The sequence below is a fragment of the Piscinibacter sp. XHJ-5 genome (assembly GCF_029855045.1).
Classification (GTDB): Bacteria; Pseudomonadota; Gammaproteobacteria; order Burkholderiales; family Burkholderiaceae_C; genus Albitalea.
In genome coordinates, this window is sequence record NZ_CP123228.1 from 1,799,315 (window position 1) to 1,821,637 (window position 22,323).

Below are 22,323 nucleotides of genomic sequence, written 5' to 3' on the forward strand. Positions count from 1 at the left end.
TCAATACGATTTCGGCAGTCCGAGTGCCTGCTCCGCGACGTAGCACAGCGCGAGCTCCTGTGTCACCGGCGCGAGCAGCGACAGCACGCTTTCGCGCAGGCCGCGCTCGACGTGGAATTCCTTCGCGAAGCCGAAGCCGCCGTGCGTGCGCACGGCCCGCAATGCAGTCTCGAAGCCGGCCTCGGCGGCGAGGTACTTGGCGGCCGTCGCCTCGACGCCGCAGGGCTTGCCGGCGTCGTAGAGCGCGGCCGCCTTCCACATCAGCAGCTCGGCCGATTGCAGTCGCATCCAGCATTCGGCGAGGGGATGCTGGATCGCCTGGTTCTTGCCGATCGGCCGGCCGAACACGGTGCGCTCCTTGGCATAGTCGGTCGCCCGCGCGAGCGCCGTTTCGGCGGCACCGAGCGCGGCAGCAGCGACGAGGATGCGCTCCGGGTTCAGGCCGTGCAGCAGCACCTTGAAGCCCTGGCCTTCTTCGCCGATGCGATCGTCGACCGGGATCTCGAGCCCGTCGATGAACAGCTCGTTCGAGTCCACGGCCTTGCGCGCCATCTTCTCGATCTCGCGGATGCGCACGTGCGAGCGGTCGAGGTCGGTGTAGAACAGCGTGAGCCCGTCCATCGGCCGCGCGCATTCCTCGATCGGCGTCGTGCGCGCCACGAGAAGGATCTTGTTGGCCTGCTGCGCGGTCGAGGTCCAGACCTTCTGGCCGTTGACGATGTAGCGGTCGCCGGCGCGGCGCGCGAAGGTCCTGACGCGCGTCGTGTCGGAGCCGACGTTGGGCTCGGTCACGCCGAAGCAGGCGCGATCGGTGCCGTCGATCAGCGGCGGCAGCATGCGGCGCTTCTGCGCCTCGGTGCCGAACACGACCACCGGCTGCGGGCCGAACAGGTTCAGGTGCACCGACGACACCGCCGCCGAGCCAAGCTTGCCGATGGTGCGCATCACCATCGCCGCCGCCGAGATGCCGAGGCCCGCGCCGCCGTGTTCCTTGGGCATCGTCACGCCGAACCAGCCGCCGCGCGCGACGGCCTCGCAGAAGTCGCCGGGCCAGCGCCCATCGCGGTCGCGCTCGAGCCAGTAGTCGGCGCCGAAGTCGGTGCACATCGCCTCGACGGCATCGCGGATCGAGAGCTGGTCGTCCGTGAAATCGAAGTTCACGACGGCAGCTCCTGCAGCAAGCGCTCGGGCACCTCGACCGGCATGTCGAGCAGCATCTGCGCCATGCCCTTGCCCAGCGCGTCGTTGCGCAGCGACGCCATGCCCCCGCCCCCGAGCGCCCGCTCGCAGACGAGGTTGATGGCATGGATGCCGGGCAACTCGTATCGGTGGACCCGCCCCTGCACCAGGTGGCCGAAGTACTCCTGCACGCGCTCGGGCATCACCTGGTGCTTCAGGACCGGCAGCAGCGCCGGATGGCGCGCGATCAGGCCGATGTTGGAGGTGTCGCCCTTGTCGCCGCTGCGCCCGAAGGCGATTTGCACGAGCGGCACGGTCTTGCACGGGCCCGCGGGCAACGTGCCCTGCGAGCCGGCGAGCGGTTCCGCTGCGACCTGGCGTTGCGGCGGCGGCAACGTCACCGCGAACGTCGTTTCGCCGAGCGTGACCGTCGGCGCCACCTGCTCCTTCGGAATGAGCCATGCGAACTGCCGCAACACCGGCGACACCGAGGGACGGCCGCCCGAACCCGTGGTGCCGGGCGACCAGGACGTTCCCGGCGCCGCGAACTCGCGGCTGAACATCTCCAGCGCGCGGCGCTCGGCATGCGTCACCGTCAGGCGCAGCACGACTTCGCGCGTCGGCAACGCACGGGCATGCGGCCCGTAGGCCGACTCGGTGCCGAGCAGCTCGATGTTCGTGGCCAGGAAGTCCGCGAACCCGCTCTCGCGCAGCAGGCGGCGGCCGCGCGACAGCAGCGCTTCGCCGGTGCGCCTGGCCTTCCCGGGGGCATCGATGCCGACGATGGTGAGCTGCCCGGACACCTTGAAGCCCGCCGGCGTGGTCGCGCTGACCTTGTACGTGCCGGTCGGCGGGCGGCCGCGGGCGCCGGTCACGAGCACGCGATGCGGCCCGGCCTGTTCCATGCGCACCTGGCGGAAGTCGCACACCACGTCCGGCAGCAGGTAGTTCGCCGGATCGCCGATCTCGTACAGCAGTTGCTCTCCGATCGTCGCGGGTGTGACCAGCCCGCCTGTCTGCGGCGGCTTGGTGACGACGAAGCTGCCGTCTTCGCGGCACTCGACGATCGGGTATCCGATGTCGGCCCAATCGGGCACCGAGGCCCAGTCGGTGTGCAGGCCCCCGGTCGCCTGGCAGCCGCATTCGATGATGTGGCCGGCGAGGCTGCCGGCGGCGAGCCGGTCGAAGTCGTCGTCGGCCCAGCCGAACTCGTGCATCAGCACGCCCAGCGTGACCGCGCTGTCGACGCAGCGGCCGGTGATGACGATGTCGGCGCCCGCGTCCAGCGCGCACGCGATCGGCAGCGCGCCGAGGTAGGCGTTGGCCGTCACCAGCCGTTGCGGCATCGGTTCGCCGCTGGACATCTCGACCGTGCCGGCCTCGCGCATCGCGGCGGCGAGCGGCAGCACATCGTCGCCTTCGACGACGGCAATGCGCACCGGAACGCCGAGCTCGTCGGCCAGTGCCTGCACGGCCGCGGCGCAGCCCTTCGGGTTCACGCCCCCGGCGTTGCTGACGATGCGGATGCCCTGCTCGACGGCCTGCTTCAGCACCGAGCGCAGCGCCACCGTCACGAAGTCGATGGCATAGCCTTCCTCCGGCCGCTTCATGCGCGCGCCGGCGAGGATCGACATCGTCAGCTCGGCGAGATAGTCGAACACCAGGTACTCGATGCCGCCCGAGCGCACCAGCTGCACCGGCCCGAGGCTGCTGTCGCCCCAGAAGCCCGAGGCGCCGCCGATGCGGACGATCCTGCCCGTGGTCCCGGGTTTCACTTGCCGATCCATTGCGGTCTCCTCTTGTCCTTGAACGCGGCGATGCCCTCGCGCGCGTCCTGTGTCATCGCCAGCAGGCCGATCTGCCCTTCGGCGAACGCAATCGCCTCGTCGAACGACATCGAGCGCATCGCCTTCATCGCGTACAGCCCGCGCCGCAGCGCGGTCGGCGAGTTCGACTGCAGGCGGGACAGCAGGCGCTCGAGTGCGCCGTCGAGGTCGGGCGTCACCTCGTTGACGAGACCGATTTCGCGGGCGCGTACGGCATCGATCGGATCGCCCGTCAGGCACAGCTGCGTGAGAAAGCGCTGCGGCACCTGCGCCTGCAGCACGGCGAGCACCTGCATCGGGAACACGCCCACCTTTGCCTCGGGCAGGCCGAAGACCGCGTGCGGGGCGGCGATGGCCAGATCGCACATCGCGAGCAGGCCCATGCCGCCCGCCATGCAGGCGCCGTTGACGCGCGCGACGAGGGGCACGGCGAGCGTGCGGGCCGTGCGCAGCAGGTCTGCATAGGCGCTGGTCGGTACCGCGTGGTCGAACTCGAATGCATTGGCGCCCAGATCGGCACCGGCGCAGAAAGCCTCATCGCCGGCGCCGGTGAGCACGACGGCCCGGAGCGTGTCGTCGGACCGGGCTCGATCGAGGGCCTCCTGCAAGGCCCCGATCACATCGGCGTTGAGCGCGTTGCGGCGTTCCGGGCGGTCGATCGTGAGCACCAGCCGTGCGTCCTGCCGGCTGGCGTTGACGACAGTCGTCATGCTGCAACCTCCATTTCGCGCGGTACCGTCGTCACTTGCGTCACGCCGGTGGTCACCATGTCGGCGATCTGCTGCGGCGAGTAGCCGGCCTCTGCCAGCAGTTGCGCGCTGTGCTCCCCCAGCAGGGGCGGCGGGCGCAGCGGCGGCAGCGGCGTTTGCGGCCATTCGCTGGGTACCGCCATCGTTCGCAGCACGCCTTCGGTGGGATGCTCGAATTGCTGGAAGAAGCCGATGTCCTTCAGATGGGGATCGTCGAGCAGCGACTCGAACGTGTGCGCCGCCAGAACCGGGATGCCGAGCGGCTCCAGCAGCTCGCGCCATTCCTGCGAGGTTCGGGTCTTCAGCTTGCCGGCCACGATCTCGTACAGCGCCTCGACGTGCTGCGTGCGCGACTCGCCGTCGGCAAAGCGCGCGTCGCTCTCGAACCGCTCGGCCTCGCCGACCGCCTGCATGAAGGCCTTCCACTGCTGGTCGGTGTAGACGACGAGGCACACCAGGCCGTCCTGCGTCGCGTACGGCCGTCGCTGCGGGTTGAGCAGCCGCGGATAGCCGAAGCCGCCGCGCGGCGGGACGAAAGTGTGTCCGTAGAGATGATCGCCCAGCATCATCTGCGCGGTCGTCTCGAACATCGGCACGTCGACCGCCTGCCCGCGGCCGGTGCGTTCGCGCGCGAGCAGCGCCGCGCAGATCACGCCGAAGGCGTACAGGCCCGTGGCGCGGTCCGAGAGGTTGAGCGGGGCGTAGCGCGGTACGTCCGATCCCGCGCGCGTGCTGGCCTCGGGAATGGCGACTGCCGCCTGGATCAGGTCGTCGAAGGCGCGCAACGCCGCATAGCGGCCGCGCTGGCTGAAGCCGAAGGTGCCGACATAGACGATGCGCGGGTTCACTTGGCGCACCGCTTCGTAGTCGAGCCCGAGGCGCTTCATCGCCTGCGGGCGCACGTTGTAGACCAGGGCGTCGGCGTCTCGAACCAACTTCAGTGCCGCCTCCTTGCCTTCGGGGCGCTTCAGGTCCAGCACGATGCTGCGCTTGTTGCGGTTGAGGTTGAGGAACAGCGGGCCGGCGCCCGCGCGCCCGGCGGGACCGGTGGCGCGCAGCATGTCGCCGCCGGGAGGCTCCACCTTGATCACATCGGCACCGAGGTCCGCCAGCATCTGGGTCGCGGAAGGACCCATCACGACTTCGGTGATGTCGATGATGCGCAGGCCGGCGAGAGGCCCGCCCTGGTTCGAGTCGTCTTTCATGGGGCCCTTGCTCCTCTTTCCGGTCAGGAACCGTTCACGTCGGCGCCGTGGCCGCGGATGTAGCCGGGCTGGCCGAGCCCACGAGCCGCCGCCACGGTGTCGGTCAGGTGCTGGACCAGGACCGCGTCGGTGAGCGAGTGGAACGTGCCGTCGTCGTTGAAGCTGACCTGCGCGCCATCGAGCCAGGCGATGACCACCGTGTCCTCGGTGTTGTCCTCCGGGCAGTAGAAGGTGTGCACCGAACCGACCGGCTCGTACAGGTACGAGCCCGCCGTCTGCGGCTGGTCCGGGTACTCGCGGTAGCACCAGCGGCCCGAGAGCGTGTACACCTGCGCCGGACCGGTGTGGTAGTGCAGCGGCAGGGAGCAACCGGGGGCGCAGACGGCCATGAAGACCCACTCTCCGCGCTCGGCGTCGAGGCGCAGCGGCTTGATGTGGATGCCGGGGACACCGAGGATGTCCTTGAACAGCGGGATCTGCTCGATGTTGACGGTCAGCAGCCTGTCCTGCGGCATCGCAGGCAGCGGCAGCGGGGCGCCGGTGTGAGTGGTGAGCTGCGTGGGCAGTCTTGCGGTCATGGGGGTTCCTTGTCAGAGTGAAGGCGAGGACGGGAGCCGTCCCTTGATGAAGAAGCCGGACGCCCGCCGGCCCGTCGGGCACCGCAGGGACGCGCCGGCCCCGCGTGGGAGAAACAGGAAGTCGCCGGGCGCGAGATGGAAGTCCTGCTCGCCGGCGCATGCATCGATGTGTCCGTCTTCGAGGTAGAGCACCTGCTCGGCGTCCGGCCTCGGGGTGCACCACAGCGCGCTGCCGTCGGCCATGCGCAGGGCCTCGATCTCGACCCACTGCGCGCCGACGGTGTCGCGGTCGATCAGGGCACCGGTGGCTGCGGTGACCTCGTCGGCCGCCAGCACGCGGACTTTCCCGCGTGGCGAGACCGCAGGGTCGGGTTGCGTGATCGTGTGCGCCGGGTTCTCGCCGTAAGGCGGGGCATAGACGACCAGCACTCGCCCCGGCTGGTCGCTGGTCACACGAAACGTATGGAACGCGCCGGCCGGCACGTAGCTCCAGGTCCCGGTCTCCATCGCCTCGACGCGGCCCTCGGCTTGCGACTCGCCGGTGCCTTCGATCATGTAGGCGCATTGCTCCAGGTGCGGATGCGCGTGCGGCTTCGCGCCGTGCGACTTCACGATCGTGCCGACCAGCACTTCGAGCGCCGTCGCGCCGACGGTCTCGGGGCAGATCACGCGCACGTTGGAGGTGCCGGTGTGGTTGGCCGGCGAGTAGGCGGCCAAGTCGGCTGCCCTCACCACGGTGGGGTGGGTATTCATTCGGGTTGGATTCCTGCTGTCTTGACGGCGGCGGCCCACTTGGCCATTTCCGACTTCACGAACGCGCGCAGCTCGTCGGGTGTCGATCCGCGGCTGCGGCCGCCGATGTTGGAGAACTCCTGGCGCACCGCGGGATCGGCAAGCGCGGCGCGCAACAGCTCGCTGAGCTTCGCGACGGTGTCCTTCGGCGTCTTCGCGGGCACGAAGGCCGCGGACCACACCGTCATCTCGAAGCCCTTCAGGCCGGCTTCCGTCAAGGTAGGAACGTCGCGCAGCAGCAGCTCGCGTTCGGCGCTCGAGGTGGCCAGCGCGCGCAGCTTGCCGCTCATCACGAGCGGGAGTGCCGGGCCGATGTCGCAGAACATGAAGTCGATCTGGCCGCCCATGAGGTCGGTCAGGGCGTGGGGCGTGCCCTTGTAGGGCACCGCCAGCAGGTCGGCCCCGACGGCGTTCTTGAGCAGCTCGCCGGCGATGCGGCTGGAGGAGTTGCCCGCGCCGAAGTGCAGCCGCTTTCCGCCGGCGCGCAGCTGCGCGAGAAAGGAGCCGATGTCCTGATGAGGGCTGGCTGCCGGCACGAGCAGCAGCAATCCGGCGCTGCCGACGGTGCTGACCGGCTCGAAGTCCTTCACCGGGTCGTACGGCAGCTTCTTGAACATCGCCGGGTTGGCGGCGTGTGTCGTGTTGGTCGTCAGGAGCAGGGTGTGCCCGTCCGGCACCGCAAGCGCCGCGGCCTGCGCTGCAATGAAACCCGAGGCACCGGGGCGGTTGTCGACGATGACGGGCTGCCCCGTCTTGGCGCTGAGCCATTGGCCGAGCACGCGCGCGCCCGCATCCGTGCCGCTGCCGGCCGGAAACGGAACGATGATCTTCACCGGCTTCGCGGGGTATGCCGCGGGAGCCGCTGCCGCAGGCAGCGCGAGCAATGCGGATGCCAGCAGGAACAGAACATGGCGGATACGCATGAGGATCACCTAAATGTCTAATGTTAGGAGTTTAGGTGCCATCGAACATTCGGTGATGCGGGTTTACCCGCTGCTTCCCTCGAAGGTTCTCTAGCGCGGCCTGCGCTCGACGATCGCCCGCGGCTGGGGCTCGGTGATCCCGGGCGCGGTCTTCAGCGCGGAGACGGGGATGTCGATCTCGGAGACGTAGCGGTCGCCCCGATACCAGGTGACGCCGGCGTACAGCACGTTGCCCTTGCCGTCGACCAAACGCCGCGACATCCTGGCGACGGGCGAAGCGAACGGGATCTTCAGCATGTCGCACAGCGGGAAGTCCGCCGGCATCACGGTCATGCGCTGCCGCACTCGCCTGCAGCGCGGGCCCAGCTCATCGAGCACTGCGGCGAGCAACTTCCTCTTTCTGGCGGTGTCCTTGGGAAGCGCTTCGAAGACCGGCGTCGGCACGTAGATTTCGGCGTAGCAGAACGGCTCACCGGAATAGGTGTGCAGCTTGCGGATGCACACGTTTTCATCGGCCGGCTTGTCGTCCGCGCCGAGCAGCTCCTGCGGTACCGCGGTGCGGCGCCGCACTTCGAGGATCTCGAAGGCGAGCGCCTGCGGCGCGGCGAACGGATCGTTGATGGCCAGTTGCAGGTCGCCCACGGCGGCGGGCAGTGCGGCCACGTGCGTCCCGACGCCGCGCTGGCTGTGGATGAGCCCTTCCCTGGACAGCAGCTCGAATGCCTGCCGGACCGTGTTGACGGCGACACCCAGGTCGTCGGCCAGTTGCGTGATCGGGGGCAACTGCGCCCCGAGCGGGTATACACCCTTGGCGATGCGATGCCTCAGCAGCGAGGCCAGGCGCTGGTATTGGGCAACACCGCGCTCGGCCGGAAGGTCCTGCCGATCGTTTGCGATGAATCGATCTTCCGCCATGCCAAATGCCTAATATTGGGAGTATGCATCAGCTGGCGCGCCTCGCGCCTCGCCCCCTCTCAGCCGCGCAGGCCGTCGGCCTTCAGCGCCTGCTGCACCGCAGGCCGCGCGCTCATGCGGGCCATGAACGCGTTGAGGTTCACGAGGCCGGAGATGTCCAGCTTCAGCGGCGTGCTCCAGCGCGTCACGGTGTAGAGGTAAGAGTCGGCCACCGTGAAGTCGCCCAGCAGGTAGTCGTGACCCGCGAGGTGCTGATCCACGTAGGCCAGGCGGTCGAGGACCTTGCGGCGGAACAGCGGCTTGGCCTCTTCCGGCATCTCGGGATTGAACAGCGGGCTGAACTGCTTGTGGATTTCCGTGCCGATGAACGTGAGCCACTCCTGCAGCCGGTAGCGTGCCATCGTCCCGGCTGGTGGCGCCAGTTTCTTCTCGGGCACCTGGTCGGCGATCCACTGCACGATGGCCGGGCCTTCGGCCAGCCGGGTGCCGTCGTCGAACTCCAGCAGCGGCACGTAGCCCTTTGGGTTGATCGTGTAGTAGTCGGTGCCGTCCAGCAGCTTGTGCGACCGGGTGCTGGCCAGCACCGCCTCGAACGGCAGGCCCGCCTCGTACAGGGCGATGTGAGGTGAGAGGGAGCAAGCTCCCGGGCTGTAGTAAAGCTTCATGGCTGTGGCGTCGTGCGCGCAAGGTCGAAGGGCGTGCGGTCGGCTTGCGCCGGATTCATAGTGACTGAAGTGTCATTATGACATGGGGCGCGCGCGGAGACCTGCAGGCTCGAGCATCTGCAATGCGCGGCGCAGCAGTGCAGCGCCCACCGGCCCCAGGCCGACGAGCAGCACGTCGCCGTCGGCGTCCGTGTTCATGCGGCCGACTCCGGCCACTGCGCCGACACCGGATAGCGCCCTGCCAGCGCCAGCGCCGCGGACCGGTGCGATGCGGGCCCCGACAGCTCCACCGCCACGCCGCCCGCCGTGAGCCGGCTGCTCGCCCGCACTTCAGCCAGGCCCTCGGCATCCAGCGCCTCGCGCAGCACGCGTTCCAGCGCCATCAGACGCAGGTGCGGCTTGGAGACCTTGCCCACGGTGGTGAGCGGCAGCGCGGGCAGCACCTCGATGCGCACCGGCACCGCGGCGCGCTCGGGGATCCTGACCAAGGCATGGGTCCGGAGATCCTCCACGCTCGCATGCGAACCCGCGCGCAACGCCACGTAGGCCACCGGCAACTCGCCCGCGTGACGATCCGGCTGGCCCACGGCCGCGGCCATCGCGACCGCTGGGTGCGCGACGAGCGCGTCCTCGATCAGCTGCGGGTCGATGTTGTGCCCGCCGCGGATGATCAGATCCTTCGCGCGCCCGCAGAGGACGAGGTACTCCGCATCGTCCCACCGGCCGAGATCGCCGGTGTTGAACCAGCCGCCTTCGATCCAGATGCCCTGGTTGTCGCTCTCGCGCAGATAGCCCGGGAACACGTTGGGGCCACGCAGGCCGATCACGCCTGCGCCGTCGGGCCGGGCCAGCTCGCCGGTGGGCTTGCCGTCGGCGCCCAGCGCGAACAGCTTGATCTCCTGGTAGGGCAGCCGCAGGCCCACGGTGCCCAGCTGGCGACGGCCGCGCGGCAGATTGACCGTGGAGACGCAGCTGCCCTCGGTGAGGCCGTAGCCCTCGTGGATGCTAGCCCCGGTGAGGCGCTCGAAGTCCAGCGCCACCTGGCGCGGCAGCGGCGCCGCGCCGCACAGCACATGCCGCAGCGTGGGCACGCCGCCTCCGGGCCAGGGCTTGTCGAGCAGGCTGGCCAGCACGGTGGGCACGGCCGAGAAGGTCGTGGCATTGAAGCGCCTTGCGATCTGCCAGAACGCATCCAGCAGCCCCGGGCTGCGGTAGCCGCCGGGGGTGAGCACGACAACCTCCGCGCCGCGATGGAACGCGCCCAACCCGGTGACCAGTGCGCCGTTCACATGGAACAGCGGCAGGCCGCTGAGCACCACGTCGTCGCGATCGTCGATCCACTGGATCGCGCAGGCCATGAAGGCTTCGTTGACATGCGTGTGCACGGCCACCTTGGGATAGCCGGTGGTGCCGCCGGTGTGGAAATAGGCGCAGGGCTCGTCTGGCGACAGCGTGCGGTCGAAGTCCAGCCGGTCGGCGCGTGCGGCAGCGAGGGCCTGGTGGAAGTCCAGCACTTGCACGCCGTCGCGCGCCGGCATCGGCCCCGCAGGGGCCGATGCCTCGCACCGCCCGAGCGCGCCGTCGAGATTCACCTGCAGCACCGTATGCACGCTGCGCACGCGTTCGGCCACCTGCACCGCCTTGTCCCAGAGGTCGGAGCCCGGTGCCGGGCCGAGCGCGACCACCACCTCGGCCTTCGTCTCCTCGCAGATGCGTGCGATGTAGGCGGCCTCCAGCATCGGGTTGACCGGGCTCGCGATGCCGGCCGCCTGCGCGCCCCACAGCGCGAAGTGGCTTTCGATCAGATTGGGCAGCAGCAGGGTCACCGCCGCGCCGGGGGCGAGGCCGCATGCATGGAGCGCGTTGGCGGTGCGGTGCACGCCCTCCAGCAGCCCGGCGTAGCGGAGGTCACGCGTGGGAGCATCGGCGTTCGGGGCCAGCAGCAGGCGCAGGGCGATGCGTTCGCAGTGGCGCTCGCAGGTCGCGCGCAGCAGGCCGTAGGTGGTGAGGGCGGGCAGGCGCTGCTGCCAGGGCGTGCGTTCGAAGCGCTCGATGTCGGCCAGCGTCTTGACGGCCGCGATGTCGTGGGGCATGGCGAGGTCCTCGTGTCAGGGCGCGACGATGGCCGTGGTCTGCTCGCCGAGGTCGATCGCGCCGTCGTCGGTGCGGATGGAAGCACGGATGCGGTCGCCCGGCTGCAGGTAGGCCGGGTTGCGCGCACCCTTGCCCACGAAGAGGCGCCAATGGGTGGCGTCGCTCATGAAGTGGCGCATGATGAACATCACCGCCTTGCCCGGCGCGCGGGCGGCGCAGCCGGCCGGTGTGCCGGTGGCGATCAGGTCGCCGGCGTGCAGGTCGTGCAGGCCGCTCATGCCGTGGTCTTGACCATGCCCCGATCCTCCACGCCGCGTCCGCCGGGCTGTGTGCCATTCACGCCCACGCGGGCGCGGACACGGACAGCATCCAGGCCGCGCAGACAGCGCGGGACAGCAGTTGAGGACTCGTCTCCATGTCTTCTCTCTCGGCTCCGTATGTTCATCATGACACTAACGTCATTTTGACACACTAGTCGTTTTCTCTGAGAGTGAGGTCGGCTCATCACGACCCGTATGCATGCGGCTCATCGCGGCCGGGTTGAGCAGCACGACGGCAGCACAATCGTCCCCATGGAGAGCCAAGACCATCGACCCCGAGTGGCCGCAGAGCGGCGTGAACGCATGCGGGCGCGGCTGCTCGGCAGCGCGCTCGAACTGATTGCCGCCAAAGGGCCCACGGCGACCTCGATCGACGACATCATTGCGGCGGCCGAGGTGTCGCGCGGCACCTTCTACAAGTACTTCCCATCGCCCGACGCGCTGGTGCGCGAGCTGGCCTTCGAGGTGGCCAAGGACCTGGTCCATCTCGCCGATCCGCTGGTGCGCGAGCGCAGCGATCCGGCCGAGCGCGTGGCCTGCGGCATCCGCCTGGTGGCCCGTCTGGCGCTGCACCACCCGGCAGCTGCCGGCTTCCTCGTGCAGCTGGGGTGGCCGGACACGCAACGAGAAAACGTACTGCTGGACTTCGTGCGCCGCGATCTTGCGGAGGGCATGAAGCAGGGACGCTTTCGCCAGATGCCGATGCCGCTGGCGCTCAACATGGTGTCGGGCGGCGTGATGGGCGCGATCCATTGCATGCTCAAGGGCCCGTGCGAGCCCGACTTCGCCGAGATGACGGCCGCCGCAGTGCTGCGTGCCTTGGGCGTGGCGGGCAAGACGGCCGAGGCGCTCGCGTGCAAGCGGTTGGAGCTGCAGCCCGACTTTCCCGAAGGTCTTCTGGCCGATACCTTGCCGGTGGCCAGTGAGGAGGAGGTCACGGCAGCGCGATCCCGGCCCCGGCGACCACGCACGTTGGGCTAGAGGGTGCGATCCGCAGGGGCGTTGGATACCTTCGGCACCGAGGTCCTTCGTGACCGGGACGCGCCTCACCTTGCGACAACTTGATGATTCCACTATGATGAAAATATGGAAGATCAAGACGTCGTCCGAGCGCTTGCCGCCTTGGCGCACCCGGCGCGGCTGCAGGTGTTCCGCGCGCTCGTGGTCTGCGGCCGCCGCGGCATGACGCCTGGCGTGATGGCCGAGGGCTCCGGCATCCCGTCCGCCACGCTCTCCTTCCACCTAAAGGAGCTCATGAACGCGCGGCTGGTGACGCAGGAGCGCCAGAGTCGCAATCTCGTCTATCGCGCGTCATTCGATCGGATGAACGCGCTGCTCGGCTACCTCACCGCCAACTGCTGCCGCGGCGATGAATGTCTCGACGACAAAGCGGCGGCTTGCAAGTGCTGAGGAGGTTCGATGAAACGCTTTCACGTCCACGTCCACGTCGATGACCTGGCCAGGAGCATCGCGTTCTATTCGAAGCTGTTCGCCGCCGAACCAGCGCGCGTCGAAAGCGACTACGCCAAGTGGATGCTTGACGACCCGCGCATCAACTTCGCGATCTCCACGCGCGGCGGCAAGCCGGGCGTCGACCACCTGGGCTTTCAGACCGACGACGCGGCCGAGCTGGCCGAGCTGAAGGCACGTGCGCAGGCGGCCGACATTGCCTTGTTCGACGAGGGCGAGACGACCTGCTGCTACGCCCACAGCGAGAAGCACTGGGTGACCGATCCGCAGGGCATCGCCTGGGAGCAGTACCACACGCTAAATGACATCCCTGTCTTCAGCGAATCGAAGGCCGCCTCCGCCAGCGGCACACAGGCCTCGGCGTGCTGCGCACCGACGACGCGGGGCAAGCCGATCGGCATCCCGGTCGCGGGTGCCAAGTCTTCGTGCTGCTGAGGTTCTTGCCATGGCCGACAAGACCTGTCACGTGCTGTTCGTCTGCACGGGCAACTCGGCGCGGTCCATCGTTGCCGAGGGCCTGCTGAACCAGCTCGAAGGCGGGCGGTTCAGGGCGCGAGACGCTTGCTTCGCTGAGGACCGGATGTCGCTGCAGCAGTCGATCCGCGAGGTTGAACAACAGTAATCACCCATGACAACCAACGTCCTCATCCTTTGCACCCACAACTCCGCGCGCAGCGTGCTCAGCGAAGGCATGCTCAATCACTGGGCGAAGAAGCTCGGCAAGGACGTGCGCGCCCACAGTGCCGGCAGCGCACCGAGCGGCCGCATCAACCCGTTCGCGCTGGAAGCGCTGCAGAATGCCGACGTTGACACCACAGGCTACCGCAGCAAGAGCTGGCACGAGTTCAGCGCCGACGGCGCGCCGCCGATGACCATCGTCATCACCGTGTGCGACAGCGCCGCGGCCGAGCAGTGCCCCGTCTTCTTCGGCGGCAGCGGTGGCCAGCCGGTCAAGGTGCACTGGGGTTACCCCGACCCATCGAACGCCGAAGGCGGCGATGAAGGCAAGCGCCGCGCGTTCGAGCTGACGCGCCAGGCGATCGGCTACCGGATGCTGCAGCTGCTGCAGTTGCCGCTCGAGACGATGAGCCGCGGGCAGCTGCAGCAGGCGTTGGTCGAGATCTCGAAGAGCTGACGATGGATCTGCCCCGCAAGCTCGGCGCCGAGGCGCTCGGCACGATGCTGCTGCTGACCACCGTGATCGGCTCGGGGATCATGGCCCAGCGCTTGGCCGGCGGAAACGTCGCGATCGCGCTGCTCGCCAACACATTGGCGACCGTCGGCGGCCTGTACATCCTGATCGAGGTGTTCGGGCCGATCAGCGGCGCGCACTTCAATCCGGCGGTGAGTGCCGTGATGGCGTATCGCGGGGAACTGCAGAAGTCCTCGCTCGTGCCGTACATCGCCGCCCAACTGGTCGGCGCGATGCTCGGCGCCTGGCTCGCGCATGCGATGTTCGACCTGTCGATCCTGCAGTTCTCGACGAAGGTGCGTGCCGGGATGGGCCAATGGATCGCCGAAGCGGTGGCGACGGCCGGCCTGCTTCTCGTGATCCTGCGCGCGCCGGCTGGTCGGGCCGCTGCGATGGTCGCCGCGTACATCGGGGCCGCGTACTGGTTCACCGCCTCGACTTCGTTCGCGAACCCGGCGGCGGTGTTCGGCCGGCTGTTCAGCGACAGCTTCGCCGGCATTGCGCCGGGAAGCGCACCCGGCTTCGTCGTGGCTCAGTTCGTCGGCGCGGCGATCGGCACGGTCATCCACCAGGCCCTCGAGCCGCGCCTGCACCCGGCCGGACATCCCAACATGATCGAAGCCTCCGGAGAGGAGCAAGCGCTCGGGGGCGCGTCCCGGCAGCAGTGATGAGCCGCATCAAGCGTGATGCGTTGACGTTATGGTTCGCGCGCTCCCATCCGCCGTGATCCGGGCCCGCATCGACGGATGCGTGATCCAGGTGTCCATCTAGGCCGGGGAGACGGCGGTCCCCAGTCGAAGCCCCGATGGCCCGCTTCGCGGGTCAGCCCCCTGAGCAGCACCCAGGTGGTCATCGAGGGCCGCTGATCAAGTCCGCGCCGCCAGTGTCGTGCTCCACAGCGAGCCGCCGATGATGTCGCGCAGGTGCACGGTCATCGCGTGCGTCTTCGCATCGATTTGCACGTCGCCGAAGAATTGCATGCCGGCCGTCGGCGGCAGATTGACCTGGCCATTCGCGGGCGCCTTGGCGTACTTGACCTCGATGCCGAAGGTGTTGTCCAGGTCGTTCGGGCCGAACGTGCCGGCGTGCAGCGGACCGGAGACGAATTCCCAGAACGGCTCGAAATCCTGGAACTGCGCCTTGTGCGGATCGTAGTAGTGCGCGGCGGTGTAGTGCACGTCGGCGGTGAGCCACACGGTGTTGCGCACCCGCTGGCGCTTGATGAACGACAGCAGCTGCGCAATCTCCAGCTCGCGGCCGATCGCGGGGCCGTCGCCGTTGGCCACCGCCTCGAACTTCGCGCGGCCTTGCGCATCCTTGCCGTCGGCGACCTGCAGGCCGATCGGCATGTCGGAGGCGATCACCTTCCACACCGCCTTCGAGGCCTTGAGCTCGCGCTTGAGCCATTCGAGCTGCGCGGCGCCGAGGTACTGCGATTCGTCGTTGATCGCTTCCTGGCGGTTGTGGGTGTTCGGTCCGCGATAGCTGCGCATGTCGATGACGAACACGTCGAGCAACGGACCGTACGCAATCTTGCGGTAGACGCGCTCCTCTTCTTCCTGCGCGTGCCAACGCATGGGCGCGTTCTCGAGGAAGGCGCGTGCGCCGCGGGCGACCAGCAGGGGCACGTTCTTGTCGCTGTAGCGCGGGTCGCCGCTCAGGTCCTTGCTCGTCGACCAGTTGTTCGTCACCTCGTGATCGTCCCACTGCCACACCTGCATCACCTCGGCGTTGAAGCGGCGCACGTTCGCATCGAGCATGTTGTAGCGGTAGGCGCCGCGGAATTCCTTCAGCGTCTCGGCGACCTTGCTCTTCTCCTCGGTGCACACGTTGTGCCACACGCTGCCGTCGGCGAGCTTCACCTCGGGCAGGATGGGGCCGTCGGCATAGATGTTGTCGCCGCAGTGGATGAAGAAGTCAGGGTTCAGCTTGCGCATCGCCTCGTAGATCTTCATGCCGCCGAAGCTCTCGTTGATGCCCCAGCCCTGGCCGGCCGTGTCGCCGGACCACAGGAAGCGCACGTTGCGCGCCTCGCGCGGCGCGGTGCGGAAATGGCCCGCCATCGGCTCGCTCGCGCCGCCGCCGGCGAGGTCTTCCCACGTCACACGGTAGAAGACGTCCTGACCGGCGGGCAGGCCGGCGAGGTCGATCCTCGCGGTGAAGTCGGTGGACTCCTGCGCATACGGGCCGCGCAGCCTGCGCGGGTTCGTGAAGGCGGCGGTCGTGGACCATTCCACCCACATGCGTGCGGCGCGGTCGCTGCGGGCCCAGACCACGCCGCGGTCGGCCAGCACATCGCCGCTTTGCACGCCCGAGGGGAACTGCGGGCGTGCGCGGTCCGACGTGACCGCGGCCGGCGCCTGCGCGTGCGAAAGGATGCCGGTGAGGCCGGAGGCGGCGCCCGCGGCGGACGCGATCAGCAGACGGCGGCGGGGGAGGGAAAGCTTGCTCATGGAATCCTTGCAGTAGAGGTCAGTGGTCTTCGTCGTTGTCCGGCGGCACGGCCCGGCTGTCGTCGAGATCGACGAAGCGCGTGCGCTGCGCCGCCACCACGACACGTGCGAGGAAGGCGCGCCCATCGGCCAGCTGCACGTCGATCACGTAGGCACCCGGCACGACATCGGCCTTGGCATCGACTGCATCGACCACGCGGCCCACCGCGGCAAGGCGAAAGCGAGGGCGGTGCGACGCATGGTGCGGACTGCAGTCAAAACCGCGGATGGTGCGTGGCGCCCATGACGGGTCCATGACGCGCGCGCACCGCGGCGCGCGTTGCGCACTGGATGTGGATGCTGGCCACCGCCTACGAGCCTAGAACCTGCAGTGTCACGCGAAGGGCTTGCTCGTAGAGTTCGTCCAGCGGCATGCGGGGCGCGATGGTCGCCGGCTCCACGAAGAACTGGCGCAGCAGCGATGCCGGCAGCAGCCAATCGCGGCCATCGTCGCCGCGCACGGACAGGCCGATCACGCGGCCCTGTGCATCGAAGACCGGGCCGCCGCGGGATGCGCCGGGCATCTCGATGCCGAGCTGTGCCATGCCGAGGAAGCCGCCGTGCAGCGTGGGCCATGAAGGCGCGGCATCTCCCGCGTAGGCGAGCGCATGCGCGGGCGAGCCGGGAAAGGCGTCGCGCGGCGCCAGCGTGGGCGACGCGTCGCCGAGCCGCTGCTGCAGATGCAGCAGCGCGATCGGGCCGGCGCGGCGCTCGCGATCGGCGCGCGCGCTGTGCCCAAGACCGTCGCGCAGCCATACCGTCTCTCTGTCGCCGAGCGCTGCAGAGGGGACCAGCGCGCGGCGGGCGTCGAGCAGCAGGCCGCTCGCGAGCAAGCGGGTGCCGGCCGGCGGGACGTCGCCGCTGGCTGCAGGGGCGAAGCGTTCGATGCCCGCATCCTCCGGCAGCGCTGCCTCCCGGAGCACGCGCCGGGCCTGCTCCGGCTGGCCGCCCACGCGCAGCAGCGCGGCATAGAACGCCGCGCCTTCGGGTTCGTCGGCGTGCCCGCCGGCGGCGTGCGCCGCGAATGCCAGCGCGCGCCGGTACTCGCCCTGCTGCATGCGGCTGCGGACGATGCCGAGCTCGATGTCGAGGGCGTGCTCCTGATTGGCTGCACGCTCGAAGTCGCTCAGCGCGGCGTCCGCATCGGCGCGCGAGAGCGCAGCCTCGGCGCGTTGCACCAGCGCCTTGCGCTCGGGCGGCCGCGTTGCGTGCTCGTCGGCGGCTGCACCGAGCGATGCGGCCGCCAGCACCGCCGTCAGCAGGACCCTCATGGCAGGCGCGTGATGCGCGGCTTCTGCAGCTGCGCCGCCGCCGGGTCGTAGGGTGCGTGATCCGGCAGTTTGAAGCCGGCGAGGTAGGCGGTGAGCGCGTCGATGTCCTGCGCGCCGCCGAGCCGGTTGCTGCCGTTGTTGAAGCTGGTGAAGCCGTCGCCGCCGGTGGACAGGAAGTTGTTCACCGTCACGCGATAGGTCCGGGCCGGCGACACCACCGCGCCCACGCCGTCGACGATCTGCTCCACCACGGCGCCGTTGGCATTGACCAGGCGCACGTCGCTGATGCGCGCGTCGCAGCCCTTGGTCGAGTCCCAGGTGTACTTCAAGCCCGCCGCGGGAATCAGCATGCGCGTTTGCGTCTGCCCGCGGCAGCCGGCGAATTGCTGCTCGAGCACGTTCTTCACATCTTGCGCACCGAGCGTCAGCGTGACGAGGCTGTTGCCGAAGGGCTGCACCGTGAAGGCCTCGCCGTAGGTCACGTTGCCATCGCCTTCACCGGCTGCGCTGCTCGCGAAGGTGAAGCTCGCACGCACGCCGCCCGGGTTCATGAACGCGATCTGCGCGGTGCCGAAATTCGCCGGCGCGGTGGAGGCGAGTTGCGAATCGGCGATCAGCTCGGCGGCGGGCATGTTGCCGGAGGCATCGGCACTGTTGGCCAGCGTCGCCGTGATGGAGCCGATCACGCGGTTGGCGATCGGCGACACCAGGCCGTTGTAGGCGGTGACGATGTTCTTGATCGTCGGGTTCGCGGCGATGGTCTGGTCGATCTCCGGATCGGTGCGGTCGACCAGCCGGTTGGTCGCATGCACGGCCGTCATGCGGCGCGTGAGCGGATCGAGCGTCACGTCGATGTCGGTGAGCACGCGGCCGAAGGCGCTCGCGCTGGTCACCGGTACCAGGCGGCCTGCTGCATTGGGCAGGCCGGTGGGGCGCGGCGTCTGCGTGACGATGCCATTGACGCTCTTCGCGTCCACCGTGCCGGCCGAGCAGTTGTAGGCCGCGTGCGTGTGGCCGCTGATCACCAGGTCCACCGCGTTGTCCAGGCGCGAGACGATCTTCGCGATGTCGGAGGTGGCGAGATCGCCATCGCAGCCGTTGATGTCCGACAGTCCCGCCGACTGGAAACCGCCCTGGTGCACCAGCACAACGATGGCCTCGATGCCCTGCTGCCTGAGTTTCGGGATCAGCGCGTTCACCGTGTCGGCCTCATCGAGGAAGCCAAGACCGGCCACGCCGATGGGGGTGACGATTTGCGGCGTGCCCTTCAGCGTCATGCCGATGAACGCGATTCGCACGCCCTTGAAGGCCTTCACGCCATACGCAGGCAGCAGCGGCTTGCCCGAGGCCGTGGAGACCACATTGGCCGACAGCCACTTGAAGCGCGCCCCCTCGAACGGCACCGGCGTGCCCACCAGCGCACCCTGGCAGCTGTTGGGATCCTGCACGCCGTTGGTGATCTTGCAGCCGCCGTTCTGCAGCCGCAGCAGCTCGGCCGCGCCATGGTCGAACTCATGGTTGCCGACGGACGTGAATTCCACGCCGATGCGGTTGAGCGTCTCCACCGCCGGCTCGTCGAAGAAGAGCGCCGAGATCAGCGGAGAAGCGCTGACGAAGTCGCCCGCGCCGACGACGACGTTGAGCGGGTTCGCCGCCTTCATGCGTGCGATGTACGCGCCCAGGTATTCCGCGCCGCCCACCGCGGGGCGCTGTGCGAAGGGAACTGCGGTGTTCTGGCCGAAAGTGCCGGGAGTCTGCAGGTTCCCGTGGTAGTCGTTGAAGCCGATGATCTTCACGGTGAAGGGCCGGCGCGCGGCGGCGGAATTGCCCCGGGCATCGTCGGCCAGCGCGGGCAGCGCAAGGGTGGCGGCGAGCGCGCAGGCGAGCAAAGCGCGTGGCTTCGGCATGGTCGTCCTCTTGAGTGGTGTCGTTCGAGCGGCCCGCACAATTGCATTGGCACAAGACAGCCGTGTGACCGCAGGCTTGAGTACATTCCGGGCGCATGAACTGGATGCGCTGAAGCTGCGGGCAGCGACACTCGCGCGTCCGGCCAGGAAGAGCGAGATCCTGCGCGCTGGTGTCAGCGCCCTCAGCCCATGGCGGACAAGGCTTTCCTCGCGGCCCTGGCTGCCGTGCCCAACCTGAAGACGGGCCGCCCGAAGAAGGTGAAGGAGACGGCCCGGAAGGTGGCGGCGAGGAAGCCGTAGTTCCGAGCGGTGCTGCTGTCGCCGAGCGCGAACCTCACGCTCGGCGGGAGCGCTGTCACGCTTGGGTCATGCGCCTTTGCGACGATGCGGCGCCATCACCGACCCTGCACAGCACCATGCGACTGAACAAGACCGTCCTGGCCGCCTTCGTTTCTTTCGGCCTCACGTTCACCCTCCAGGCGCGCGCCGTCGAGCTCATCGCCATCGGCAAGCTGGCGGGCACGCTGCGCGACTTCTCGGGCCAGAGCGCGCTGCTCGAGAACGGCGTGCCGGGCGACCAGCTCGGCGGCCTCGGATCGGGCCTCGCATGGGCCGGCGGCAATGTGTTCCTGGCGCTGCCGGACCGCGGCCCCAACGCGGTATCGTGGAACGCGGGCGTGGACCACACGACGAGCTACGTGCCGCGCTTCCACACGCTGCAGCTCGATCTGCGGCCCGCGCCGGATGCATCCACCGGCCTGCCGTACACGCTGGTGCCGACGCTGCTGAACAGCACGCTGCTGTATAGCCACGTGCCGCTGAACTACGGTGCGGCGTTGGCTGGCCATGCGGCTGTGCCGGCACTGAACACTGCATCGCGCCACTACTTTTCGGGGCGCTCCGACAACTTCGATGCGGCGACCGGCAGCGGTGACACGCGCGACGCACGGCTGGACCCCGAGGGCATCCGCGTCTCGCGCAACGGCCGCGCGGTGTACATCACCGACGAATATGGCCCCTACCTGTACGAGTTCGATGTCGCGAGCGGCGCGCGCCTGCGCGCGATCCCGCTGCCGGCCAATCTCGCCATCGCGCACAAGTCGGCGGTGAGCGCCGAAGAGATCGCCGGCAACGCGCGCGGCCGCGTGGCCAACAAGGGCATGGAGGGTCTCGCGATCTCGCCGGACGGCAAGAAGCTGTTCGGCTTCGTGCAAAGCCCGCTGATCGAGGACGGCGGCGATGGCGGCCGCGCCAACCGCATCGTCGCGGTGGACCTGGAGACCGGGCACATCACGCAGTACGCCTACGACAACTATCTCGCCGACAAGGCCAAGGCCTTCAACAGCAGCGAGCTGCTCGCGCTCAACGATCACGAGCTGCTGGTGCTGGAGCGCGACGGCAAGGGCCTCGGCGACGACAGCAAGGCGGCTGTCAAGCGCATCTACAAGATCGACCTCACCGGCGCGCAGGACGTGTCCGCCCTGAGCGGCGAGGCCTCTTTGCTGGCCAAGGCGGTGAGCAAGACGCTGTTCCTCGACATCGTGGTCAAGCTGCAGGCGGCGGGCATCGCGGCCGAACAGATTCCCGCCAAGCTCGAGGGCATGGCCTTCGGCGAGGACATCGTCGTCGACGGCGTCGTCAAGCACACGCTGTACGTGGCCAACGACAACGACTTCCTGCCGACCACGCCCGGCGGCAAGGCGAATCCGAACCAGTGGTTCGTCTTCAGTTTCGGCGATGAAGACCTCGGCGGCTCGCTGTTCGTGAACCAGCGCTGGACCCGCCGGCCCTGATCGGATCGTACGCTTGCCCATGACCGTGGCCCGGCGGTCGCTGTCGTGGGCCGGCTATGCACCGTGCGGGTGGACACGCCCGAGGAAGTCGCGCACCAGCGCCACCACATCGTCGAGATGGGTCTCCAGCAACCAATGGCCGCCGTCGAGCAGGTGCAACTCGGCGTCGGGCAGGTCACGCAGGTATGCGCGGGCCGACTTCTCCGGCATGTAGTGGTCATGTGGTCCCCAGACGATCAGCGAAGGCGGGCGGTGCTCACGAAGGTACTCGCGATGCTGGGGGAACCAGGCGCGGTTTTCCTTCAGACCCGCGATCAGCTTGATCGCGATGTCCTGCCGCTGGGGCGTCATCAGCGACCAGTGCAGTTTCCAGAGGTCGGGAGGAATGCGATCTGAAAGGTCCGGCCCGACCGCGTTCAGGAACTCCTCCTTGAACGTCTCTTCACGAATCGATTCAGCCAGCGTCGAATGCATCTCGGCGGCCGGGAGCATCCAGGTCTTCTCGATCTCCGCATACTTCGGCCCCAGCGCGTCCTCGTAGGGAATGTCGCCGTTCTGGATGATCAGCGCCACGATGCGCTCGGGCGCCCGGATGGCCAGTCGGGCACCGATGGGAGATCCGAAATCGTGCAGATAGAGGACGAAGCGATCGAGGCCGAGCTTGCGCACGAAGTTGTCCAGGAACTCGGCGTACCCGTCGAAGCTGTACTCGAAGGGCTCGGGCGTTCCGCTGTATCCGGCGCCCGGATAGTCCGGTGCGATCAGCCGCCAGCGGTCGGCCAGGCGCGGCATGAAGTTGCGGAACTCATAGGACGAACACGGATACCCGTGCGGAAGCAACACGACCGGCGCGCCTTGCGGCCCTGCTTCGCGATAGAACGTATCCACGTTGCCGACGGTGATGCGACGATGTCGCACGCGCGTATCCATGGGCCATCTCCTGCTTCACTGG

At 68.6% G+C, this 22,323-nt stretch carries 23 protein-coding genes and 1 pseudogene; 7 read left to right on the forward strand and 17 right to left on the reverse strand.

Annotation, left to right across the window (positions count from 1 at the left end; all coding sequences use genetic code 11):
- The 12 genes from P7V53_RS08480 to P7V53_RS08535 all read right to left on the reverse strand — a co-directional run bounded on the left by P7V53_RS08480 (nt 1) and on the right by P7V53_RS08535 (nt 11,204).
- Nucleotides 1–1,161 (reverse strand): acyl-CoA dehydrogenase family protein, encoded by a 1,161-nt coding sequence (locus tag P7V53_RS08480; RefSeq protein ID WP_280155046.1) that lies wholly within the window; start codon nt 1,159–1,161, stop codon nt 1–3.
- On the reverse strand, nt 1,158–2,966 hold the full coding sequence (locus P7V53_RS08485; RefSeq protein ID WP_280155047.1) for a DUF1446 domain-containing protein: 1,809 nt from the start codon (nt 2,964–2,966) through the stop codon (nt 1,158–1,160). The genes P7V53_RS08480 and P7V53_RS08485 overlap by 4 nt, the downstream gene beginning before the upstream one ends.
- Nucleotides 2,951–3,715 carry an enoyl-CoA hydratase-related protein gene (locus P7V53_RS08490; protein WP_280155048.1) on the reverse strand — a complete coding sequence of 255 codons (765 nt, stop codon included), beginning with the start codon at nt 3,713–3,715 and terminating at the stop codon, nt 2,951–2,953. Before P7V53_RS08490 ends, P7V53_RS08485 begins: the two co-directional genes overlap by 16 nt.
- The gene (locus P7V53_RS08495) at nt 3,712–4,959 is read right to left on the reverse strand and encodes a CoA transferase (RefSeq protein WP_280155049.1); all 1,248 of its coding nucleotides are present in this window, start codon (nt 4,957–4,959) and stop codon (nt 3,712–3,714) included. Before P7V53_RS08495 ends, P7V53_RS08490 begins: the two co-directional genes overlap by 4 nt.
- Before the next feature lie 23 nt (nt 4,960–4,982).
- The gene (locus tag P7V53_RS08500; RefSeq protein WP_280155050.1) at nt 4,983–5,537 is read right to left on the reverse strand and encodes a 2,4'-dihydroxyacetophenone dioxygenase family protein; all 555 of its coding nucleotides are present in this window, start codon (nt 5,535–5,537) and stop codon (nt 4,983–4,985) included.
- A 12-nt stretch (nt 5,538–5,549) separates the two neighbouring features.
- Nucleotides 5,550–6,290, reverse strand: coding sequence for a cupin domain-containing protein (locus tag P7V53_RS08505; RefSeq protein ID WP_280155051.1), 741 nt, complete (start codon nt 6,288–6,290; stop codon nt 5,550–5,552).
- The gene (locus P7V53_RS08510; protein ID WP_280155052.1) at nt 6,287–7,252 is read right to left on the reverse strand and encodes a tripartite tricarboxylate transporter substrate-binding protein; all 966 of its coding nucleotides are present in this window, start codon (nt 7,250–7,252) and stop codon (nt 6,287–6,289) included. Before P7V53_RS08510 ends, P7V53_RS08505 begins: the two co-directional genes overlap by 4 nt.
- Nucleotides 7,253–7,342: 90 nt before the next feature.
- Complete coding sequence (locus tag P7V53_RS08515; protein ID WP_280155053.1) at nt 7,343–8,167, reverse strand: GntR family transcriptional regulator; 825 nt, start codon at nt 8,165–8,167, stop codon at nt 7,343–7,345.
- A gap of 59 nt (nt 8,168–8,226) precedes the next feature.
- A complete protein-coding gene (gene gstA / locus P7V53_RS08520; protein WP_280155054.1) occupies nt 8,227–8,832 on the reverse strand; it encodes a glutathione transferase GstA in 606 nt (201 codons plus the stop codon).
- Between the two features lie 75 nt (nt 8,833–8,907).
- Nucleotides 8,908–9,030 (reverse strand): hypothetical protein, encoded by a 123-nt coding sequence (locus P7V53_RS08525; RefSeq protein ID WP_280155055.1) that lies wholly within the window; start codon nt 9,028–9,030, stop codon nt 8,908–8,910.
- Nucleotides 9,027–10,925, reverse strand: coding sequence for an acyl-CoA synthetase (locus P7V53_RS08530; RefSeq protein ID WP_280155056.1), 1,899 nt, complete (start codon nt 10,923–10,925; stop codon nt 9,027–9,029). The genes P7V53_RS08525 and P7V53_RS08530 overlap by 4 nt, the downstream gene beginning before the upstream one ends.
- Before the next feature lie 15 nt (nt 10,926–10,940).
- Nucleotides 10,941–11,204: a fumarylacetoacetate hydrolase family protein gene (locus P7V53_RS08535; RefSeq protein ID WP_280155057.1), complete on the reverse strand. Its 264-nt coding sequence runs from the start codon at nt 11,202–11,204 to the stop codon at nt 10,941–10,943.
- Nucleotides 11,205–11,498: 294 nt separating this feature from the next.
- Between P7V53_RS08535 and P7V53_RS08540 the strand changes: the two genes are divergently transcribed.
- The 6 genes and pseudogenes from P7V53_RS08540 to P7V53_RS08565 all read left to right on the forward strand — a co-directional run bounded on the left by P7V53_RS08540 (nt 11,499) and on the right by P7V53_RS08565 (nt 14,576).
- Nucleotides 11,499–12,227: a TetR/AcrR family transcriptional regulator gene (locus P7V53_RS08540; protein ID WP_280155058.1), complete on the forward strand. Its 729-nt coding sequence runs from the start codon at nt 11,499–11,501 to the stop codon at nt 12,225–12,227.
- A 105-nt stretch (nt 12,228–12,332) separates the two neighbouring features.
- Nucleotides 12,333–12,656: a metalloregulator ArsR/SmtB family transcription factor gene (locus P7V53_RS08545; protein ID WP_280155059.1), complete on the forward strand. Its 324-nt coding sequence runs from the start codon at nt 12,333–12,335 to the stop codon at nt 12,654–12,656.
- Between the two features lie 9 nt (nt 12,657–12,665).
- Nucleotides 12,666–13,151, forward strand: coding sequence for an ArsI/CadI family heavy metal resistance metalloenzyme (locus P7V53_RS08550; protein ID WP_280155060.1), 486 nt, complete (start codon nt 12,666–12,668; stop codon nt 13,149–13,151).
- Nucleotides 13,152–13,161: 10 nt separating this feature from the next.
- Nucleotides 13,162–13,269: pseudogene (locus tag P7V53_RS08555) on the forward strand (arsenate reductase ArsC); the annotation flags it as partial.
- Between the two features lie 75 nt (nt 13,270–13,344).
- On the forward strand, nt 13,345–13,851 hold the full coding sequence (locus P7V53_RS08560; protein WP_280155061.1) for an arsenate reductase ArsC: 507 nt from the start codon (nt 13,345–13,347) through the stop codon (nt 13,849–13,851).
- Between the two features lie 2 nt (nt 13,852–13,853).
- Entirely contained in the window at nt 13,854–14,576 is a 723-nt protein-coding gene (locus tag P7V53_RS08565; RefSeq protein WP_280155062.1) for an MIP/aquaporin family protein, read from the forward strand.
- Between the two features lie 198 nt (nt 14,577–14,774).
- On the opposite strand, the gene P7V53_RS08570 is transcribed toward P7V53_RS08565, so the two are convergent.
- From P7V53_RS08570 to P7V53_RS08585, 4 genes are all read right to left on the reverse strand, one after another.
- Nucleotides 14,775–16,361 carry an alkaline phosphatase D family protein gene (locus P7V53_RS08570; RefSeq protein WP_280155063.1) on the reverse strand — a complete coding sequence of 529 codons (1,587 nt, stop codon included), beginning with the start codon at nt 16,359–16,361 and terminating at the stop codon, nt 14,775–14,777.
- Between the two features lie 19 nt (nt 16,362–16,380).
- Entirely contained in the window at nt 16,381–16,557 is a 177-nt protein-coding gene (locus P7V53_RS08575) for a hypothetical protein (protein WP_280155065.1), read from the reverse strand.
- Nucleotides 16,558–16,711: 154 nt separating this feature from the next.
- Nucleotides 16,712–17,671 (reverse strand): hypothetical protein, encoded by a 960-nt coding sequence (locus tag P7V53_RS08580; RefSeq protein WP_280155067.1) that lies wholly within the window; start codon nt 17,669–17,671, stop codon nt 16,712–16,714.
- Nucleotides 17,668–19,578 carry a bifunctional metallophosphatase/5'-nucleotidase gene (locus P7V53_RS08585; protein WP_280155069.1) on the reverse strand — a complete coding sequence of 637 codons (1,911 nt, stop codon included), beginning with the start codon at nt 19,576–19,578 and terminating at the stop codon, nt 17,668–17,670. Before P7V53_RS08585 ends, P7V53_RS08580 begins: the two co-directional genes overlap by 4 nt.
- Before the next feature lie 416 nt (nt 19,579–19,994).
- Here P7V53_RS08585 and P7V53_RS08590 point away from each other — a divergent pair, with 416 nt between their 5' ends.
- The gene (locus tag P7V53_RS08590; protein WP_280155070.1) at nt 19,995–21,371 is read left to right on the forward strand and encodes an esterase-like activity of phytase family protein; all 1,377 of its coding nucleotides are present in this window, start codon (nt 19,995–19,997) and stop codon (nt 21,369–21,371) included.
- A 54-nt stretch (nt 21,372–21,425) separates the two neighbouring features.
- Here the strand turns inward: P7V53_RS08590 and P7V53_RS08595 are convergent, their stop codons facing one another.
- Complete coding sequence (locus P7V53_RS08595; RefSeq protein WP_280155071.1) at nt 21,426–22,301, reverse strand: alpha/beta hydrolase; 876 nt, start codon at nt 22,299–22,301, stop codon at nt 21,426–21,428.
- Nucleotides 22,302–22,323 lie beyond the last annotated feature (22 nt).

Coding starts and splice junctions, on each gene's coding strand:
- P7V53_RS08485 (WP_280155047.1), bottom strand. CDS start 2,966: ATGGATCGGCAAGTGAAACCCGGGACCACGGGCAGGATCGTCCGCATC.
- P7V53_RS08510 (WP_280155052.1), bottom strand. CDS start 7,252: ATGCGTATCCGCCATGTTCTGTTCCTGCTGGCATCCGCATTGCTCGCG.
- P7V53_RS08500 (WP_280155050.1), bottom strand. CDS start 5,537: ATGACCGCAAGACTGCCCACGCAGCTCACCACTCACACCGGCGCCCCG.
- gstA (WP_280155054.1), bottom strand. CDS start 8,832: ATGAAGCTTTACTACAGCCCGGGAGCTTGCTCCCTCTCACCTCACATC.
- P7V53_RS08570 (WP_280155063.1), bottom strand. CDS start 16,361: ATGAGCAAGCTTTCCCTCCCCCGCCGCCGTCTGCTGATCGCGTCCGCC.
- P7V53_RS08590 (WP_280155070.1), top strand. CDS start 19,995: ATGCGACTGAACAAGACCGTCCTGGCCGCCTTCGTTTCTTTCGGCCTC.
- P7V53_RS08565 (WP_280155062.1), top strand. CDS start 13,854: ATGGATCTGCCCCGCAAGCTCGGCGCCGAGGCGCTCGGCACGATGCTG.
- P7V53_RS08550 (WP_280155060.1), top strand. CDS start 12,666: ATGAAACGCTTTCACGTCCACGTCCACGTCGATGACCTGGCCAGGAGC.
- P7V53_RS08495 (WP_280155049.1), bottom strand. CDS start 4,959: ATGAAAGACGACTCGAACCAGGGCGGGCCTCTCGCCGGCCTGCGCATC.
- P7V53_RS08595 (WP_280155071.1), bottom strand. CDS start 22,301: ATGGATACGCGCGTGCGACATCGTCGCATCACCGTCGGCAACGTGGAT.
- P7V53_RS08530 (WP_280155056.1), bottom strand. CDS start 10,925: ATGCCCCACGACATCGCGGCCGTCAAGACGCTGGCCGACATCGAGCGC.
- P7V53_RS08560 (WP_280155061.1), top strand. CDS start 13,345: ATGACAACCAACGTCCTCATCCTTTGCACCCACAACTCCGCGCGCAGC.
- P7V53_RS08525 (WP_280155055.1), bottom strand. CDS start 9,030: ATGAACACGGACGCCGACGGCGACGTGCTGCTCGTCGGCCTGGGGCCG.
- P7V53_RS08490 (WP_280155048.1), bottom strand. CDS start 3,715: ATGACGACTGTCGTCAACGCCAGCCGGCAGGACGCACGGCTGGTGCTC.
- P7V53_RS08540 (WP_280155058.1), top strand. CDS start 11,499: ATGGAGAGCCAAGACCATCGACCCCGAGTGGCCGCAGAGCGGCGTGAA.
- P7V53_RS08580 (WP_280155067.1), bottom strand. CDS start 17,671: ATGAGGGTCCTGCTGACGGCGGTGCTGGCGGCCGCATCGCTCGGTGCA.
- P7V53_RS08505 (WP_280155051.1), bottom strand. CDS start 6,290: ATGAATACCCACCCCACCGTGGTGAGGGCAGCCGACTTGGCCGCCTAC.
- P7V53_RS08535 (WP_280155057.1), bottom strand. CDS start 11,204: ATGAGCGGCCTGCACGACCTGCACGCCGGCGACCTGATCGCCACCGGC.
- P7V53_RS08545 (WP_280155059.1), top strand. CDS start 12,333: ATGGAAGATCAAGACGTCGTCCGAGCGCTTGCCGCCTTGGCGCACCCG.
- P7V53_RS08585 (WP_280155069.1), bottom strand. CDS start 19,578: ATGCCGAAGCCACGCGCTTTGCTCGCCTGCGCGCTCGCCGCCACCCTT.
- P7V53_RS08515 (WP_280155053.1), bottom strand. CDS start 8,167: ATGGCGGAAGATCGATTCATCGCAAACGATCGGCAGGACCTTCCGGCC.